General features: G+C 43.2%; 22 protein-coding genes. All 22 read left to right on the top strand.

The features are described from left to right. Complete coding sequence (locus BW931_RS05445) at positions 1-222, top strand: hypothetical protein (RefSeq protein WP_076570576.1); 222 nt, start codon at positions 1-3, stop codon at positions 220-222. 960 nt (positions 223-1,182) lie between these two features. Next, positions 1,183-1,314 carry a hypothetical protein gene (locus BW931_RS13755; protein ID WP_268794161.1) on the top strand — a complete coding sequence of 44 codons (132 nt, stop codon included), beginning with the start codon at positions 1,183-1,185 and terminating at the stop codon, positions 1,312-1,314. Beyond that, positions 1,311-1,610 carry a DUF4269 domain-containing protein gene (locus tag BW931_RS05435; protein WP_076570572.1) on the top strand — a complete coding sequence of 100 codons (300 nt, stop codon included), beginning with the start codon at positions 1,311-1,313 and terminating at the stop codon, positions 1,608-1,610. Before BW931_RS13755 ends, BW931_RS05435 begins: the two co-directional genes overlap by 4 nt. A gap of 75 nt (positions 1,611-1,685) precedes the next feature. After that, positions 1,686-2,219, top strand: a complete 534-nt coding sequence (locus BW931_RS05430; protein WP_076570569.1) for a GNAT family N-acetyltransferase — start codon at positions 1,686-1,688, stop codon at positions 2,217-2,219. A 118-nt stretch (positions 2,220-2,337) separates the two neighbouring features. Beyond that, the gene (locus BW931_RS05425) at positions 2,338-2,802 is read left to right on the top strand and encodes a GNAT family N-acetyltransferase (RefSeq protein ID WP_076570567.1); all 465 of its coding nucleotides are present in this window, start codon (positions 2,338-2,340) and stop codon (positions 2,800-2,802) included. Between the two features lie 193 nt (positions 2,803-2,995). Next, positions 2,996-3,139, top strand: a complete 144-nt coding sequence (locus BW931_RS13605; RefSeq protein WP_200802036.1) for a hypothetical protein — start codon at positions 2,996-2,998, stop codon at positions 3,137-3,139. Positions 3,140-3,358: 219 nt separating this feature from the next. Then, positions 3,359-3,571: a hypothetical protein gene (locus BW931_RS05420; protein ID WP_076570565.1), complete on the top strand. Its 213-nt coding sequence runs from the start codon at positions 3,359-3,361 to the stop codon at positions 3,569-3,571. Further along, complete coding sequence (locus BW931_RS05415; protein WP_076570563.1) at positions 3,558-4,145, top strand: ATPase; 588 nt, start codon at positions 3,558-3,560, stop codon at positions 4,143-4,145. Before BW931_RS05420 ends, BW931_RS05415 begins: the two co-directional genes overlap by 14 nt. A gap of 945 nt (positions 4,146-5,090) precedes the next feature. Further along, a complete protein-coding gene (locus BW931_RS13835) occupies positions 5,091-5,579 on the top strand; it encodes a YdhK family protein (RefSeq protein WP_084193863.1) in 489 nt (162 codons plus the stop codon). Positions 5,580-5,748: 169 nt separating this feature from the next. Beyond that, positions 5,749-6,075 (top strand): four-helix bundle copper-binding protein, encoded by a 327-nt coding sequence (locus BW931_RS05405; protein WP_076570561.1) that lies wholly within the window; start codon positions 5,749-5,751, stop codon positions 6,073-6,075. A 148-nt stretch (positions 6,076-6,223) separates the two neighbouring features. After that, entirely contained in the window at positions 6,224-6,490 is a 267-nt protein-coding gene (locus BW931_RS05400) for an SHOCT domain-containing protein (RefSeq protein ID WP_076570559.1), read from the top strand. 14 nt (positions 6,491-6,504) lie between these two features. Continuing rightward, entirely contained in the window at positions 6,505-7,998 is a 1,494-nt protein-coding gene (locus tag BW931_RS05395; RefSeq protein WP_076570556.1) for a multicopper oxidase family protein, read from the top strand. A gap of 14 nt (positions 7,999-8,012) precedes the next feature. Beyond that, entirely contained in the window at positions 8,013-10,040 is a 2,028-nt protein-coding gene (locus BW931_RS05390; protein WP_076570554.1) for a heavy metal translocating P-type ATPase, read from the top strand. Positions 10,041-10,240: 200 nt separating this feature from the next. Further along, positions 10,241-10,975 carry an urease accessory protein UreH domain-containing protein gene (locus tag BW931_RS05385; RefSeq protein ID WP_076570551.1) on the top strand — a complete coding sequence of 245 codons (735 nt, stop codon included), beginning with the start codon at positions 10,241-10,243 and terminating at the stop codon, positions 10,973-10,975. A gap of 89 nt (positions 10,976-11,064) precedes the next feature. Beyond that, positions 11,065-12,006 (top strand): F510_1955 family glycosylhydrolase, encoded by a 942-nt coding sequence (locus BW931_RS05380; protein WP_076570659.1) that lies wholly within the window; start codon positions 11,065-11,067, stop codon positions 12,004-12,006. A 64-nt stretch (positions 12,007-12,070) separates the two neighbouring features. Then, entirely contained in the window at positions 12,071-12,616 is a 546-nt protein-coding gene (gene resA / locus BW931_RS05375) for a thiol-disulfide oxidoreductase ResA (protein WP_076570549.1), read from the top strand. Next, entirely contained in the window at positions 12,617-13,327 is a 711-nt protein-coding gene (locus BW931_RS05370; RefSeq protein WP_076570547.1) for a cytochrome c biogenesis CcdA family protein, read from the top strand. A 15-nt stretch (positions 13,328-13,342) separates the two neighbouring features. Continuing rightward, positions 13,343-14,740 (top strand): sensor histidine kinase, encoded by a 1,398-nt coding sequence (locus tag BW931_RS05365; protein WP_076570545.1) that lies wholly within the window; start codon positions 13,343-13,345, stop codon positions 14,738-14,740. Then, complete coding sequence (locus BW931_RS05360; protein ID WP_076570543.1) at positions 14,715-15,380, top strand: response regulator transcription factor; 666 nt, start codon at positions 14,715-14,717, stop codon at positions 15,378-15,380. Before BW931_RS05365 ends, BW931_RS05360 begins: the two co-directional genes overlap by 26 nt. A gap of 110 nt (positions 15,381-15,490) precedes the next feature. Beyond that, positions 15,491-16,804, top strand: a complete 1,314-nt coding sequence (locus BW931_RS05355) for an APC family permease (RefSeq protein ID WP_076570541.1) — start codon at positions 15,491-15,493, stop codon at positions 16,802-16,804. A gap of 85 nt (positions 16,805-16,889) precedes the next feature. After that, entirely contained in the window at positions 16,890-17,771 is an 882-nt protein-coding gene (locus tag BW931_RS05350) for a multicopper oxidase family protein (RefSeq protein WP_076570539.1), read from the top strand. 293 nt (positions 17,772-18,064) lie between these two features. Further along, complete coding sequence (locus BW931_RS13485; protein WP_159435667.1) at positions 18,065-18,211, top strand: hypothetical protein; 147 nt, start codon at positions 18,065-18,067, stop codon at positions 18,209-18,211. Positions 18,212-18,715: the final 504 nt, after the last annotated feature.

The following is an 18,715-nucleotide window of genomic DNA, read 5'->3' as shown; positions in this document are numbered from 1 at the left end:
TTGAACTGGTCAGTAATAAAAGACAAAAGATGGCTGATATTTCAATCAGCGTCGATTCTTTTAGCAATCATTGCAGTAGTAATGGCGGTAAATAATAATAGTTACTGGGTATTATTTGTTGCTCTTTCAATGTTACTAATGGTTGTGGGTACAAACAGAGCGGCTAAAGTAACACATGGGAAACCTGAAATTGCAGAAAATAAACAGCCTCCTAAGAAATAGTGAGTAAATTTGAGTACTTAATTGAGATTAAGTCTTTCGTTATTCGGAGCTAACCTTTAATAAAGGAGTTAAGGTAGATGAAAACTTTAGCGGTGGTGGTATCATCAGAGTAGCAATTCATACAACAAATATTGTATTACTGGCTGGATTATTAGTACTAGGATTTTTTGCGTTCTTAGGATTACATTTCGTCCCTCAACAAGAGCCCTATACAGCCGAACACATACATATTATACTTATTTACATATTATGGGGTTTGGGTTATTACCTACAAGTAAGACAATCAAAGGTAAGAAACTTTATTTTTATTTTGGTTTTTTTCTTAATAATTCAAGCAATGAACTTCTTCCTTGGTTATTACGTCATTACGTTTTTGGAGTTCTTATTAGAATGAAGTCTTCCTAATTTTTCAGAGTTTCACTAACAGGCAAGATAGTATCGAGATAAATATTAGTTTTGAAACTAAATTAAAAATGGTTTCGTATTTTTATTAGAAACGGGGGAGCCTGTGAAAAAGCAATTATTTATAAAATGAGGTGTTCTCTTGAATGAAATTATCTTTAAATCTCTAAATTACTTAGTGTTGATTGTTCTAATTGTTTTTAATTTTCTTGTGTTTATGGGGTATTCCATAGGAGAAGGAGCGATATTATGGAGTGATTGGCTACTTCTAACTCTCCCTTTTGTTTTATGGGGGGCACTTTATTATGTTCAGAAGAAGCAAAAGACATATGGAATGGCATATATCTGGTTTTTTATTATGGTTATATTATTGTATTTTTGGGAGTCTGGGTTTGGAGTACAGTTGATAAGCTATATTTCGTAATTAGTATAATTCAACATCAAGTCTTTCATTATTGGGGGCTTAATAAAGAGAAGCAATCATCCATGGAGTTCTCGTAATAGTACATAATTAGGAAAGTAGATTAAATTAGTTCGAAATTGAGGTGAATGATATTGATGAAATTAAAAATAACTACATTCGTGTTAATCGGTGCATTTATAGGATTGATGACTGATGGAGTAATGATAGGCGTTGGCGCGGCAGCACTTGTGTTTATAGCCTATCAACTGGAAAAAGCTTTACCATGAAAAGAACGATTGTAAGAGATCGTGAGGTGGTTAAGGCGAATTTCTTCTCTAACAACTTTGAGTTAGAGTTGTTTGGTCAAAACCAACCTACTTGTCTTCAGAAAGCTTATTTACATATGATTATTGAATACGGAATTCTAAGAAGGAATCCATCGCTTAAAGGTAAAGTAATTGAACTTAAAAAACAGGGGTATAAGACTGAACCAGCTTTCTGTGAGCTATTAGGTATTAAAGGAGATCCTTATGAAGGCTTAGTTCAATATGGGATTAAAGAAAGAATAATTAATTGGGATTGATGAATTTATGTTGGTTAAACGGAAGCGGGTGAATTCTTAAAAGAGAAATCTCTGCTGCAGAGAAAGGAGTAATTAATGTTTAAATGTATCGTAAACAAAGATACTGAACTTCGTCTATTGGAAGTAAGGCACGCTGAAGAACTATTCCAACTTACTGATGCTTCAAGAAGTAGTTTACGCAAATGGTTACCTTGGATTGATAGTACAAAGACAGTAGCGAACACCAAGGAATTTATTGAGGAGTCACTAAAGCAATTCTGTAACAATGACGGCTTCCAGGCGGGGATTTGGTATAAAGGAGAATTAGCTGGGGTTGTTGGCTTACATACTATAAATTGGCCGAATAAATCTACTTCCTTAGGTTATTGGCTCGGGGATTCTTTTCAAGGAAAAGGATTGATAACAAAGTCGTGTCAAGAAGTCATAAAGTATTGCTTTAATGAACTTGAATTAAAGCGCATAGAAATACGAGCGGCAGTTGGTAATGAAAAGAGTGTAGCTATTCCACACAGGTTAGGCTTCAAAAAAGAAGGATGTCTAGCGAAATCTGAATTACTTAATGGTGAATATGTGGACCATTATGTCTTTGGTTTAATTAACGAAACTTAAAAAGATATCTTGATTCCGAGTATTCATGAATTTGGGCAATTGTTCAGTATATACTATCGCTTTTTAACTAACGGAAGAGAATAATTAAACAATGGGAACAAGACGAAAGGAGATATTTATGACTTATAAGTTTGATAGTATGACTCAGGCTCAAGCAGAGGAAATTGCCTTTAACTGGCACTATGATGGTGAATACTCTTTTTATGATATGGAGGCTGATAAAGAGGACCTAGAAGAATTTTTAGACCCAGAAACACGTGGGGATTCAAAGTATACTGTTTTTAATAATAGTGAATTAGTTGGTTTCTTTAGCGTTAATAAAGTAGACGAGAATACTTTAGATATTGGCTTAGGGATGCGACCTGATCTAACAGGTAAAGGTAATGGGGTAGAATTTCTAAAATTTGGCTTAGAGTTTGTAAAAAAAGAATATAAACCAGAGAAAATAACATTATCAGTAGCCACCTTTAATCAAAGGGCGATAAAGGTATATAGAAATTTGGGATTTCAGGATGTTAATACTTTTATGCAAGACACCAATGGCAGTACATATGAATTTTTAAAAATGGAATACCAATGTTAATGTTTTTTGCTTATTGTGCTAACGGGTACTTTAGTAATTCTGAATGATATCTCGAAACCAAGTCTTCCGTTATTTGGGGCTATTCTTCAATAGCGAACTTAATGATGCCACTGGGTACAAAGTTTATAAGGTAATTTTCAACAAACGGATACATTCGTGAAATGTTAATACATAAAAGAAAGAAGGGAACGAATTGGAATTACTGATTTTGATACTGTTATTTGCTGGTTTATTTGCAATATATGACGCAATAAAAAAAGTCAACAATAATATTCTTGAGCAGACCGAGGAACTAAAAAAGATACGTGAAGAATCAAAGGAGAGCAGTTTAAAGTAGATTTTACTATTGAAGTAACGGGTGAGTTAGTTAAAGACCATCTACAAAGTGTCTCGAATTCGATTCTTCAGGAATCGGGGGCTATTACCCAAGTAAATACCGTCCTTTTTTTACTAATTGAACTACCCTCGTCTCTTTAGCGTAAGAGTTAATGGGAGGTAGTTCAACGTATGATATAATAGAAAGAAGAAAAACAATGAGCTAGGTGGTGTGTTTATTATGCTAGAACATAACGAACGCTCAAGTAAAGGGAAGTATGGTTGGGTTCATCAATGGGCTAAAATGACGGGAGAAAGAGCCAAAATAGATGCAAAAGTAAACAACACGTACATTGTTTATGCGACCAAAAATGGCTTAGTAAAAGAATTTCCAAATGGTGAAGTGAAGCCATATACAGAAGAGGGACAGGAAGACACAAATGAGTTCCAGTGACAAGCCGATCATGTACATTTTTGCAGGTAACAATGGCAGCGGAAAAAGTACAATACGTAATTTAATTATAGACAAAATTGGCATTGAAACGAATATAGATCCAGATGGTATTGCAAGACACTTAGATTCATTTAATCCAGAGTCGAAGAGGGCAGAAGCTGGACGATCAGCGATTAAATTGGCCAGAGATTGCATCAAAAATCAAAGGAGCTTCTCTGTAGAAACGACACTTGCAGGGAAAACATTTTTGAAAAGAATCAAAAAGGCTCGAGAAAATGGTTTCGAAATAACGATGTTTTATCTTGGATTAGAGGATGTTCAACAGAATATTGAACGAGTTGCTTTGCGAGTTCGAAACGGTGGGCATCATATTCCTAAAGAAGACATCCTCAAAAGACATGTAAAGTCAAAAGAAAACTTGCTACAAAATTTGTCATTAATAGACAATTTAATAGTGATGGACAATAGCCATTATAATGGTGAAGTCGTCTTGGAGGCTTATAATAATTCCATTTCGTATGAAAGCAACGAGCTACCGAAATGGGTTGTTCCCATTAAAGAACATTTGAAATAATAATAAGAAGCTCCATGAAACTGGCCGGCATTTGGCCGGTTTTTATATACCTTGAACTCGAATATTCGAGATTAGGGGGTTTTAGTTGAATAAGTCAAATACAAAAAAGGAACTTCCATGAAATTGGAAGTTCCTTTTTTGTAGTAATATCAACACTAAACTTTATCAGAGCATAATTTTAAGAAAAATAATCTCTTTATCAATGTTTTGGTTTAGGCGCCTTCAACATTACAAAAAGATGAGAATCAATATGTTATAAAAATTAAGTGGAACTATTATAAAAACTGCACATTAATTGCACAAGTCATGGGCACATTTTTAGAGCCTATTATGTAAGAGGTGATTATAATGAGCGAATATAAAAAAGTCAGCTCATCTCTGACTGGACTGATTAAATCCATTTCGGGACAAAGGAGGATGTCATGGTTGTAAAAAGAGAGCATGCTTTTCCAAGAAGAGGGATCAATAGAAATTTAGAATGAGTAGAAGGCACTGAGAGATTGAATCACCTACTCTGTTCAAGGCAAATACCTTTCAGAAAAATATAAGGAGGAATATAAAATGAATAACAGATTTATAAAAATAGTTGTTACACTCGCCACCGTTACCGGAATCAGTTTCTCAGTGGGACAAGTCTCGGCAAATTCTATCAATGCAGCTCCCCAAGCCAATGGACAAGCACAAGGGGAAGCAAAAGTTGAAAAGAGACTAGGTAAGATTGAAAAGAAAACTAACGCTGTCCAAACGGAGTTGGAGGCGATTGAAGGATCTATCGAAGGTGCTCCTATAACGGTGGATGAAGTACAGCTCTATAAAGAGTATTTGGACAAGCTAGATTCCTTATTGAATCGTTTAAACGCTACTGAAAACCAGTTGGATGCTGCAGCTAAAAAGTCAGAAAGCCAGGATGCGTCGATTGAAGAAACTGAAGCAGAAATCAGTGATATCCGCGCCAGTGTTTTAGAGGTGCAGGAAACGATTCACTCCATTTTTGCTGAACAGATGGCCAGTACTGGTGTAGTCCCTGACAGTCTGGAAGAGGCAGAAGATCCAACTTATGAAGTGGGCAGCCAAGCCATTATCGAAGCAGATCATATGCCAGGTATGTATGGTGCCGAAGCAACAATTGCAGGTGCCTTTGATACTGTCGCTTATAGTGTCACTTATAACCCCACAACTGGTGGAGACCCAGTGAAGAATCATAAGTGGGTCATCCATGAAGAGTTGGAAGGGTCAGGAGAAGCACCACTGGAGCCCGGAACTGAAGTGACTTTAGATGCGGAGCACATGAAAGGCATGGACGGGGCTACTGCTGAGATAGAATCTGCTGTAGAAACAACTGTATATATGATTGACTTCACAACAACAACTGGTGGAGACACAGTGGAGAATCATAAATGGGTAACAGAAAGAGAATTGTCCTCTGTTGAATAAACTCAGATGATATTATGGTAGAAAATATCACTATCTTTCGTTTAAGAAATCTTTTCTTCACAATTTCTGCACATTTGCTGGGCACTCTACTGCATAAGCGTCCGTTATGATTTTCCACTTATCGTAAGAACTGCACGGACGACATACTATTTTTCAGGAGGTATGAAAGATGGCTCATCAACAACACCAGGAAACATTGAACGTATTGCACGAATGCATGGAGGCTTGTAACCACTGTTTCGACGCTTGTCTCAAAGAAGACGACGTGAAGATGATGGCAGGATGCATCCGTCTCGACCGTGAGTGTGCAGATATCTGTGGGTATCTTGAAGCGGCGATTACACGAGGTAGTGCTTATGTATCTGAACTCGCTTCCGTTTGTGCGAAAATCTGCGATGACTGCGCAGAAGAATGTGCTAAACACGATCATGACCACTGCCAGGAATGTGCAGAAGCTTGCCGCAAGTGTGCAGATGCCTGCCGTAAAATTGCTTAATAAGGAAAAGGTCGGCAAAGAGCCGATCTTTTTTCTTTTTTCCACAGATATTCATAATTTCTGCACAATTCGGGGAACAGGAATAGTGCAGAAAAAATTTTAAGGCAATGAAAACCATACCCGGCATGGGTAAAAGGAGATGAAAACCATGGGTGGAATGATGAACGGAAGTGGCATGGGAGGCGGATTCTTCGGAAATTTTTTCGGATTCGGTCTGATTTTTCTGCTACTTATCGCAGCGATTGTCGTCATCGTGATCTGGATGGTGAAACCCGGGGGAGGGAACTCGAACAATAGGAACACGAACACCTCCTCTCCAGAGAATCACGAAGACACACTGAAAAACCGGCTAGCCCGGGGAGAAATTTCTGAAGAAGAGTACGACCGATTGAAAAAGAAACTGAAGGAAAAGTAGTGGAGGCGAAGAATATGAAACGGTATATAACAGGTTCCATCATGATTCTTCTTCTGCTTGGAATCGGGGGATGGGTCTTTGTCCAGTCCCCTTTCATGCAGGAGTCCGGAGATGGAGAAATCAATACAGATGAAAACGGGAGGAGTATCTTGGATCTGCCGGCTGTCGAAGCGGGGGAGCGTCCGGTAAAGGAATTTGATCTGACGGCAGAAGAGACCTCCTGGACGATAGAAGGAGAAGAGTCCGTCGATGCTTGGACGTACAACGGAACGGTTCCGGGTGAGCCGATCCGAGTAGAAAAAGGGGATTTCGTCCGAGTGGAATTGACGAATGAACTGGATGTGCCGGTGACGATTCACTGGCATGGAGTGGTTCTTCAAAACAGGATGGATGGAGTCCCGGGAGTGACACAGGATGCAGTAGAGCCCGGAGAGTCTTTCACGTATGAGTTTGTGGCAGATAACCCGGGGACGTATTGGTATCACTCCCACCAGCACAGTTCTCTTCAGGTAGATAAAGGTCTGTATGGCCCTCTTGTCGTTGAAGGAGACGGTCCATCGGTTGATGAGGATAAAACGTTCATTCTTGATGAATGGGCCGTGAATCAGGACCGGGAAGACTGGACGAACATGGCCGGAATGATGATGGGATCCATGAACGGGGATGGAGAAGCGGATACGAAACAGATGTATGACACATTCACCGTCAATGGAAAAGCTGGATCGGCTATTGATCCCCTCGAGATGGAAGAAGGAGAAACAGCGAGACTGCGTTTTGTGAATGCGGGATATCAGCTGCACCGCCTCGTTTTTCCTGAAGGGTCGATGGAAATGCTAGCGGTGGATGCCGAGAAGGTGGAGAGTTCATCTGGTCGAAACGTGTTGCAAATTGCCCCCGGAGAAAGGATTGATGTCTTATTCACGAAAGGAGAGGGGGCAGAGCAGATTGCTCATACCACAGACGTGGAACATGCAGCGGATATGAAAATCCCTGTCCTTTCCCCGGGCGGGGAGCAGACAGCCTCTTCTGCTCCAGAGACGGATACAGAAGCTGTGAAAGGTACATCTTATGAAAGTGAAGAACTGCTTTTTGAAGATATACCGAAAGCGGACGTCTCCTACGACATGGATTTGAGTATGGGCATGAATATGGGAGAAGGAATGACGTGGCAGATCAATGAAGAAATTTTCCCGGATACCCCTCCGATCCAGGTGGAAGAAGGAGATATCGTCAAAGTGGAGATAACGAATGAGGGACGACTCAACCATCCGATGCACCTTCATGGGCACCGATTCCAGGTACAGTCGGAATCTGGCGGTGGCGTCGTCAAAGATCTGATTAACGTGAAACCCGGGGAGTCCTACACCATTTATTTTGAGGCGAACAACCAGGGAGAATGGCTATTCCATTGTCATGACAACAACCATGCGGATAGAGGAATGGTGACGATTGTCGACTATGAAGGGGTTTATTCCCCGTTCGAACTGAATGATGTCAATAATCCATAGAAAGGAGTAGAGCTATGGCACATGAACACCACCAACATGAGCATGAAGAACAGGAACATCACGACCATGACGGGCATGATGGCCACGATCATGGGGGACATGACCACGGAGCGATGGTAGATGATTTCAAAAAGCGATTTTATATTTCCCTGATCATCACCCTTCCGATTCTTCTATTGTCACCGATGATCCAGGATCTGTTAGGATTCAGTATTACGTTTCCTTTCGATAAATACGTCCTCTTCGGTCTGGCGACATTCGTATTCTTCTACGGCGGATGGCCGTTTCTTACAGGAGCCATCGACGAAGGGAAGAACAAAAATCCAGGCATGATGATGCTGATAGGTCTTGCCATCGTTGTAGCCTATGTCTATAGTTCCCTGGTCGTGTTCGGCTGGGAAGGACGTAATTTCTTCTGGGAACTGGCGACGCTGATCGACATCATGCTGCTCGGCCACTGGATCGAGATGAGATCAGTGATGGGAGCTTCCAATGCCCTTCAAGAGCTCGTGAAACTGATGCCGGATAAGGCTCATAAAGTAAAAGAAGACGGATCGACGGAAGAAGTGAAAGTGAACGATCTTGACTCCGGAGATAAAGTACTTGTGAAGCCCGGGGAAAAGATTCCGGTGGACGGAACAATTGTAGAAGGAAAATCCGCCATCGATGAATCGATGCTTACCGGAGAATCGGTACCTGTTGAAAAAGGAACGGAAGAAGAAGTGATCGGTGGCTCCATCAACAAAGAAGGAAGCTTGACGATTGAGGTGAAGAAACTCGGGGAAGATTCCTACTTATCTCAGGTCATCACGCTCGTCGAGGAAGCGCAGAATTCCAAATCACGGGCGCAGGATTTTGCGAACCGGGCAGCGAAGTGGCTTTTCTACCTGGCTCTCAGTGCTGGTATCATTACGTTCATTACTTGGCTTGCACTCGGATATCCGGTGGATATGGCGGTGGAACGGATGGTTACCGTGATGGTCATCACCTGCCCGCACGCACTCGGGCTCGCAGCACCGCTTGTCGTCGCTGTCTCCACTTCTTTATCTGCGAAGCAGGGGCTGCTTATCCGGAATCGTACCCAGTTCGAGAATGCGCGGAATGTGGATGCCGTCATCTTCGATAAAACAGGAACCCTCACCAAAGGAGAATTCGGTGTCACGGATATTGTCCCGGAAAACGTGGAGGAGACGGACCTTCTTTATTGGGCAGCGAGTCTTGAACAAAAGTCCGAACACCCGTTGGCACGCGGGGTGCTGGAACAAGCGGAAGAACGAGGGATAACCCTTGGTCAAGTAGAAGATTTCGAATCAGTCACAGGACGTGGCCTGCGCGGCAATGTGGATGAGAAGAACGTTCAGGTCATGAGCCCTGGCTATATGAAAGAAAATGACATCGCGTATGATTCCGAAGCTTTCGGACGTATGTCCGAGGAAGGGAAAACGGTGGTATTCGTACTCGTGAATGATGAATACATCGGAATGATTGCCCTCGCTGACATGGTACGTGACTCCGCCAAAGAAGCTGTGGCGGAGCTGAAAGAACAAGGAATCCGATCTGTCATGCTTACCGGTGACAATAAGAAAGTCGCCGACTGGGTGGCCAAACAGATCGGTATCGATGAAGTATATGCAGAAGTTATGCCGGATCACAAAGCGGATCAGGTGAAGAAAGTGCAGGGAGAAGGACTGAAAGTGGCGATGACCGGGGATGGCATCAATGATGCGCCTGCCCTTGCTACTGCGGATGTCGGAATCGCTATCGGGAGCGGAACAGATGTTGCAGTCGAAACGGCTGACATCGTTCTCGTGAAAAGTGATCCGAAAGATATCGTTTCCGTCGTGTCTTTATCTGATAACACGTATAAGAAAATGGTACAGAACCTTTGGTGGGCGGCTGGCTACAACATCTTCGCCATCCCACTCGCAGCTGGTGTTCTGGCACCTATCGGTATTCTGCTCAGTCCGGCAGTGGGTGCAGTGCTGATGAGTTTAAGTACTGTAGTTGTTGCAGTCAATGCTAAATTATTGAAGGCTTCGTAAGAGAGAGGGGAATCCCTCTCTCTTTTTTTGTCCAGCTCAGCGTATATGGGCACTCATAATGAAAAGACATTAGCTGTTACTGTAAAGGATGACCAGAACCAAGAGACGCATAATTACAAAAGTCGGACTCCCACCACCTCGTATACACAAAATCTGCATAATTCCCTTGTACACTAACAAATAGAGATAGGGGGGGAGGTATGTATCAGTTGTTTAATGAAGTAAGCAGATTTTTTAGTCAACCTTTCATGGAACTGGCAGCCCAACAGGAAGGGGTTCCATTACTAGGAGCTTTTTTTCTGGGACTTGTCGGAGCCGTGGCTCCGTGTCAAATGACGGGGAACGTAGGGGCGATGACCATTTATGGAAATCAGACGTTCAAGGATAAAGTTCCGTGGGGGCATGTCACTTATTTCATGCTTGGAAAGGTGCTTGTCTTCTCTGTTCTTGGCCTGGCCGTATGGCTATTCGGAAAGGAGGTCCAGGGGGAACTATCTTCCTGGTTTCCTTATCTCCGCAAAGCTATCGGCCCGATGCTTATCGGAATCGGACTGTTCATGATAGGAGTCTTTTCTATGAAATGGACGCTATCGCTCGGAAGCAAACTCCTTCCGTCTATAAGGAACAGCAAAACAGGAAGTTTTCTTCTCGGCGTTAGCATTACACTTGCCTTCTGTCCGACGATGTTTGTTCTCTTCTTCATGACATTGATGCCCATGGTGCTCACAACTTCTTATGGGGCAGCGTTACCGCCGATTTTTGCGATAGGTACTTCTATGCCTCTCTTGTTTTTTCTGTTTCTATTTACCTGGTTCGGTATCGATAAGAAGTCATTGATGAAGAATGGAAGAAAAATAGGTGGCCGTATCCAGAAAATAGCCGGAGCACTTCTTTTGCTGATTGGCATCATGGATACGCTCACGTATTGGTTTTAAAAATGATCTGAAATTAGGGAGGATATCTGCAGAAAATCTCGACAATTTTCTGGCAGAGTGGAAGAAGCTCAATGGAGGGGGAATGGACAGTGAAACATAAAAAAACAGCTCTTGCGTTCAGTGGCTTGGTACTAATTTTGGCGGCTTGTAGTGGAGACGAAACGGAAGAGACTACAGAAGAAAATCAAGGAAGCTCAGGGACAGGGAACGTCCAGCTTGAAGAAATGGAAGGCACCATTGAACACGTGCATGGCATCGGTTATACCGATGCGGAAGGGGTGACATTTGCGTCCCATGACGGTTTGAAAGTGTACAAGGATAATGAGTGGATGGAGAGTCCGCACCATAAAAATGATTACATGGGATTCAACGCAACAGAAGAAGGGATGTATGTGTCCGGCCACCCGGGGGCATCTTCAGATTTGCCGAATCCTCTTGGTCTTCAGAAAGGTAAAGTGAAAAAGCAAGAACTCGAATCCCTCAGATTTACAGGAGAGAGTGATTTTCACCTTATGGGTGTCGGGTATGAAAATGAAGCCATCTATCTCCTGAATAGCCAGCCGGATGACAATCTCGATACAGGGTTCCACCGGAGTTTCGATGGAGGGGAAACCTTTGAAGCGATGGCAGCTGAAAATCTTCCTGAAAAATTATTCCAATTAGCTGTACATCCGAGCGATGAGGAGATGGTAGCTGCTGCCGCGGAATCCGGTGTGTTCCTGAGCACCGATGCCGGAGAGACGTTCGAGAGGATTTCTGAAACGGGGCAGGCGTCCGGTCTTACTTTTACAGGTAATCAACTATATTTTGGACTGCTTCAAAACGAAGCATCGTTCCAAACCTATGACCTGGAGTCGGAGACGATCACCGATATCCCCCTTCCGGATTTCGGGCAGGACGCGGTCCTGTATTCAGCTGTACATCCGGAGAAGGAAGAACTTACGATTTTTACGATGAACGGAAGCAGCTACATGACGGAAGATGAGGGAGAAACGTGGAAAAGCATACTCACGGAGGGAGAGCCAGGGTAACGATTCCGCGCAGCTTTTGTCTTTATTTTACGTACATCCTAGTGCTAAGTAAGGGGGAAGCAACATGTCAAAAACTAAGAAAAGGCGTCTGTGGATGCGAACAGCGGTGCTTCTTTTATTCGCTGGACTCGCAGGTTTTGTTGTTTATCAGAGTATTTCCGGAGAATCTGTCGTTGTCGAAGCTGGAGATAAGGCTCCGGATTTTGAATTAGAGACCCTCGAAGGAGAAACGGTTCGTTTGAGTGACTATAAAGGAGAAGGGGTATTTCTGAATTTCTGGGCGACCTATTGCAAGCCTTGCGAAGAAGAGATGCCTTATATAGAAAGGCAGTCTAAAATCTTCGAAGATAGAGGTGTGCAAGTACTTGCGGTGAACGTTGGAGAGACGGAAATGACGACCAGAGGGTTTGTGGAACGGAAAAACATGACATTTCCTATACCTATGGATACAGGAGAAGCTCTCCTGAACACGTATGGCATCGGTCCTATTCCTGTCACTTTCCTCATTGATGAGAACGGATACGTCGTGGACAGAATTACTGCAGGCATGACGGAACAGGAGATAAACGGATACATGGAACGTATCGTCCCAGAAGGGGAGGGCGATTAGATGGCTGATGTGAATATCGTGCTTGCATTCGGTGCAGGCTTCCTGTCGTTCATTTCTCCATGCTGCCTCCCCCTTTATCCTGCTTTTCTTTCTTATATTACTGGAATGTCTGTGGACGACCTGAAAGGGAAGCGAACCTTTTTTCAAAAACAACCGATGCTTCACACGCTATTCTTTTTAATAGGGTTTTCTATCATTTTCATCGCCATCGGTTTTTCGACTTCGTGGATCGGAAGTTGGTTTCTGAGATATGATGACCTATTACGTCAACTCGGAGCTATTTTCATCGCGCTTTTGGGACTCGTGGTTATCGGTTTTTTCAAGCCGAAACTCTTTTTTCGTCAACGACAGGTGACATTGAAGAACCGGCCGCCGGGATACATAGGATCAAGTGCGGTAGGGATGGCATTCGCTGCAGGATGGACCCCGTGTACAGGACCTATCCTGGCTGCTGTCATTGCTCTCGGGGTTTCCTCGCCGGATGAAGCGGTTCTTTATATGGTGAGTTATGTCCTTGGGTTCTCTATTCCGTTTTTTGTGATGGCTTCCTTTATCGGGAAGATGGAATGGCTGAAGAAATATAATCATCGCATTGTCACCTTCGGAGGGTATATGATGATTCTAATGGGAGTATTCTTGTTTTTCGGCTGGATGTCGGATCTTACTTCCTTTCTCACGTATCGTTTCTTTAACGGGTGGACCGGCTTTTAAATTCGGAGGGGTGCTATGAGACGGAAACTTTCGGTGAAACTCGGACTTCTGTTTTTCATTCTGATGCTTTTGATTGAACTATCTTTGTTTTTTATTCTTTATACGTCGATTTCCACTCAGCGAATCACAGAAGTGATGGATGGCCTTCTTGCAAGGGGAGCGGGGCACAAGGACGTTCTGGAAAATAATTTTGACGCTTCAACGCTTCGACACGTCACTCTCATGGAAGCGGAGGCTTCTACCGATGTGATTATTGCGAACACAGAGGGAGATATCATCCATCGTTCGTCGGAAGGGAAGCCTTTTCAGGAGGAAGTGGTGAGACGCACTACTGCTGCTCCGGAGAGCGGGAGTAGAATTATCGAAGACAATTGGAGAGAGAATCCTTATGTAGCCACGCTTTCTCCTATTATGATTGATGGAGAATATAGAGGGAGTGTATATATGTTTTCGCCTTCCGAGACCATCCGGGATATTTTGTCTCAATTGTCGAAACAATTCCTCATAGTCATGGGAATGATCACATTTATTACGCTTGTGCTTGTGTTTGCACTCTCTCAAATCATCACCAGACCCCTCATACGTATGCAGCGGGTCACGGAGAAATTGAGCGAGGGAACGGCGGATATGGAACTTGATGATCGATATAACGATGAACTTGGTACTCTGGCTTTTTCTATTAATCGTTTATCGGAAGATCTGGAGCGGTTGAAGAAGGAACGCAATGATTTTTTGTCTTCCGTGGCTCATGAACTCAGAACTCCTCTCACTTATGTGAAGGGGTATGCGGATGTAGCCTCCAGACGGGGGATATCCGAGGCGGAACGGGAAAAATACCTCACTATTATCCGGGAAGAAGCGGATCAGTTAACCTCGATGGTAAGGCAGCTTTTCCAATTGGCCAAAATGGAAGAGAATGCTTTTGTCATCGAGCCATCTGTAACCCATCTCTCTTCTTTGCTCGAGGAAGTGGCGACCCAGGTCGAACCGTTCATCGAGGAAAAGCAGGCACAACTGACCATTCATGTGCCGGATGATTTATACGTGACTGCTGATCGAACCCGTATGAAGCAAGTCCTGGTTAACATTATTCAAAACGCGCTGCTTTATGGAGGGGAACTTCCGGTTATTCAAGTCGAAGGAGAGAGAACGGAGCAAGGAGTGAGGGTGTGTATTTCTGATCAGGGACCGGGAGTACCAGAAGAGTCTCTTCCTCATTTATTTGAACGCTTATATCGGGTAGATAAAGCGAGGTCCCGGGAACAGGGAGGTTCAGGCCTAGGTCTGGCCATCGTGAAAGAAATTGTCGAGATGCACGGAGGTACAGTGAAAGCATTTAATGAAAATGGATTGACGATTCTTATAACACTGCCGGAGGAAGATGCTAATGACACACATTCTCATCGTGGATGATGAGCAACGAATGCTCGATTTGATCGAATTGTATTTGCTGCCCTATGGATACCAAACAACGAAAGTCCGGAGTGGAGCAAAGGCCCTGGAAGTAGTGAAGACCACCCCTTTTGACCTTGTCATCCTTGATATTATGATGAAGGAGATGGATGGTTTTGAAACGTGTCAACGCCTTCGCACGTTCAGCGATGTTCCTGTCCTTATGCTGACGGCGAAAGACCAGAAAAAAGACGTGATCAAAGGCTTGAAGACAGGAGCGGATGATTATGTGACGAAACCATTCGACGAAGATATTCTTCTTGCGCGGGTTGAAACGCTCCTCCGCCGCAATGCTCCTTCTGCCATGGAGGTCAATGGATTACGATGGGATGAGAGTACGTATGAGTTATCCTATCAGGACTATGCTATCGCACTTACCCCTAAGGAGTTCCGATTGATTGGGCTTCTCTTGAAGCGACCAAACCATGTGTATGATCGCCATGACCTTTTGGACCTTGTGTGGGGGTTCGAATCCGATACAGGGGGGCGTACCGTTGATTCCCATGTGCGTAATATCCGGGAGAAGATCCGACGCTCCGGATTTCCAGTGGATGATCATTTGAAAACAGTGTGGGGCGTGGGGTATAAGTGGATGAAGTAATAGAACATAGAGGTTTTTTTGTGAGAAAAAAGTTTGATAGGTAGCAATCATGCATACTTTCTGCATATTTCCGGGGATACTGTTTTACAGACAAAAAGGAGGTAAGAGCGATGAGTGAATATAGAAAGAACAGCTTGACACTGACTGGTGCTGTCGGTCTTGGTACCGGCGTTATGATCAGCGCCGGGATATTTGCCCTGCTTGGTCAAGTCGCACAACTGGCGGGGGTATGGTTTCCACTTATTTTCATCATAGGAGGAGTGGTCACCGGGTTTAGTGCTTATTCCTACGTGAAGATGAGTCAGCAATACCCATCTGCCGGAGGCGTTGGAATGTTCCTCGTGAAAGCATATGGAAAAGGGACCATCACTGCTTCAGCTGCCATGCTGATGGCGATTTCGATGGTCATCAACCAAAGCCTCGTGGCTCGTACGTTCGGAACCTATACGTTACAGATTTTTGGAAGTGAGTCATCGGGATGGTTAGTAGCTTTACTTGCGGTGGGACTTTTACTATTCGCTTTTATAGTAAATATATCTGGGAATGAGTTCATTCAGACCTTTACATCTATTGTCTCTTTGTTGAAAATTCTTGGCCTTCTTGTGTTTTCCGCCGGTGGGTTATGGGTGGCTGGGTTTACACTTGATCCTGCCGGTACTACAGGAACTAACGCAGCGGATACAGGGATTGCTTCGATTATTGCTGCTGTCGCCCTTACGATTTTGTCATTCAAAGGATTTACGACTATCACGAACAGTGGATCGGAAATCAAGAATCCGAAGAAAAATGTGGGACGGGCGATTGTCGCCTCCATTTCGATAAGTTTGTTCGTCTACCTGATGATCGCCTGGGCCGTTTCATCCAATCTTCCTATCGATCGTATTATCGAAGCAAAGGACTATTCGCTTGCAGAAGCCGCGAGACCTGCGTTTGGAGAATACGGGGTATGGTTCACCGTTGCACTGGCGATCATTGCGACTATTTCAGGGATCATTGCTAGCGTCTTTGCTGTATCACGAATGCTTGCGATGCTGACAGATATGAGTCTTATCCCGCATCGTCATTTCGGAATGCCCGGACGTATTCAGAAGCACACGCTCGTGTATACCGTCGTTCTGGCCATGGCTCTTGCCGTGTTGTTTGATTTAAGCAGAATTGCATCGGTAGGTGCGATATTATACCTGGTCATGGATATGATCGTTCATTGGGGAGTGTGGAAACACCTCAAAAAAGAAACCGGAGCAAACTCAGCAATTGTGGTTACGGCATTGTTGCTGGATGCCATCGTACTTGGAGCCTTTGTTTACGTGAAAATTCAGTCTGATCTATTAATTGTTATTGTGTCTCTTCTATTTATCTTAGCTACTTTCGGTGGGGAACATTGGTTTTTGAAGAGAAATAAAGAAGCAGAGTCTTCCCATTGAATGCAATGAACTTTGCTCATTGTAGAGAGGTTGAGGGTGCCTTGTACGAACTACAAAACATACTTCGAAAGGGAGGAGAGTCAAAATGACAACAGGAGAGGAAAATCAACTTTTTGGCGTGAAGAAAAATGGGAGGAAACATTTTGAATTAATTGCAGAGCCCGTACAGCAAGAAATATTAGAAGGAGTGTTCATAGAAGGGTGGGGATACAATGGCTCCATACCGGGACCTACCCTCGTGGTAAATCCGGGAGATGAAGTGAACATCCGTGTATATAACAATCTACCAGAATCAACGAGCGTGCACTGGCATGGGTTGGATATACCTGAAAAAGTGGATGGCGGAATCAGTGTGCAACCTTCCCCTCCTATAGAGCCGGGGGACTATTATGATTATCAGTTCACCATTATTAACGCTCCTGGGACTCACCTCTACCATACTCACTATAATTCAATGAAACAGCAAATGATGGGGCTTGCAGGTGGATTGGTCATCAAAGAAGAGAATGATCCAATCGATCATGACTATTTTTTATTGTTGCAAGAATTTGCGTTGAAAGATGTAGAGCATGGCAGTGTGGAAAAAGGAAGCTTTCAAGTGGATCCTCACTCTCATGGTTTCAATTATTTTACGATAAACGGAAGATGCTTCCCTGATATTCCTTCTCTTGAAACAACAAAGGGGGATACGGTAAGGATTCGTCTTGAAAGTATTGGCCATAGTCCTCATCCGATGCATCTTCATGGTCACCAATTTGAAATCGAAAATCAGGATGGAAACCCCCTTCCGGAAGCTATGAAAATGCAAAGAAATAGTATCACCTTGTCTCCTGGGGAAACATTTGATGTACTAGTCAAAACCAATAACCCAGGGAACTGGCCTCTGCATTGTCACACTCCTCATCATATTGCGAACAATGGGACAGAGGGGCATGGGGGAATGATGATGTCCCTTAATTACAAGTGAGAGAAAGGGGGAGCCTCCCCTGTTTGATAAACGAACGTAGAAAGTCGGTTCCTGAACGTTACAAAGGAACCGACTTTTCTATGTATTTGCCTTGGTATGTAGGATGGCCACCTTCTATATACATCGTATCAAGCTGGAGTGAATTTTCGCATAATCAACTATGCGTAGTATAATTAAGATAGAAAATCCAAGAAACAAAGAAATTATTTCCTCGTTTCCCGGAGAAAGTGTGTATGTGAAAGAGGGAGAGCCTTAATAATTGTATAAAAGCAACGGTAAGGAGGAATGGGGATATGGCTCAAGGACCTAGGAAAAAGTCGCGCCGTATAGCTATATCTAACAAACGTCAAATCGCCGTCTCGAAAGAATATTACGATTATCTTGAAATAGAGCGCGAAGTAGGGGTAGTACCAGCGAAGCTGTCACCAGGTGCAAAGTAAGTTGGTCAATAAACAATAGGGGGGGATCGTAGACATTCCCGGTATGAAATAAACAAAATCTCATAAAAAATAAGCTACTCCGATTTGATATAAAAAAAGGATATGCCTTAAAGACATATCCCAAATTAACTTATAATTCTCACTTTCTATTGAGTTGAGGATTTTATGGACCGAGTATAAGTTTTCATTTTAAAGGCTACTACTAGTGCAACCAACAACGTTAGAAAACCAATACCATAGAAAACCAGAGCCCACGTGCTATTGAAGAAGACTAATCCCAATGAGTTTGAAGAAATGCTTACAAATATAAAGCTAATTACTTCATTCGATTTTTTCTTTTTGTAATTCTTATTCTTTAAAGTTAAGACACTTACTGCGGCGATTAAAATAATAATAAACGCTAAAAGCGATACTACTAACATTAGACTGTGCCCCCCCTTTATTAGAAGTCTACGTTACCTCCGACATACGCAGCTACAGTACCGGTTCTAACCCTTCAATGCC

Origin of the sequence: Salimicrobium salexigens (assembly GCF_900156705.1) — a bacterium.
Lineage (GTDB): Bacteria > Bacillota > Bacilli > Bacillales > Halobacillaceae > Salimicrobium > Salimicrobium album.
This window is presented reverse-complemented; position numbering and strand designations above follow the sequence as displayed.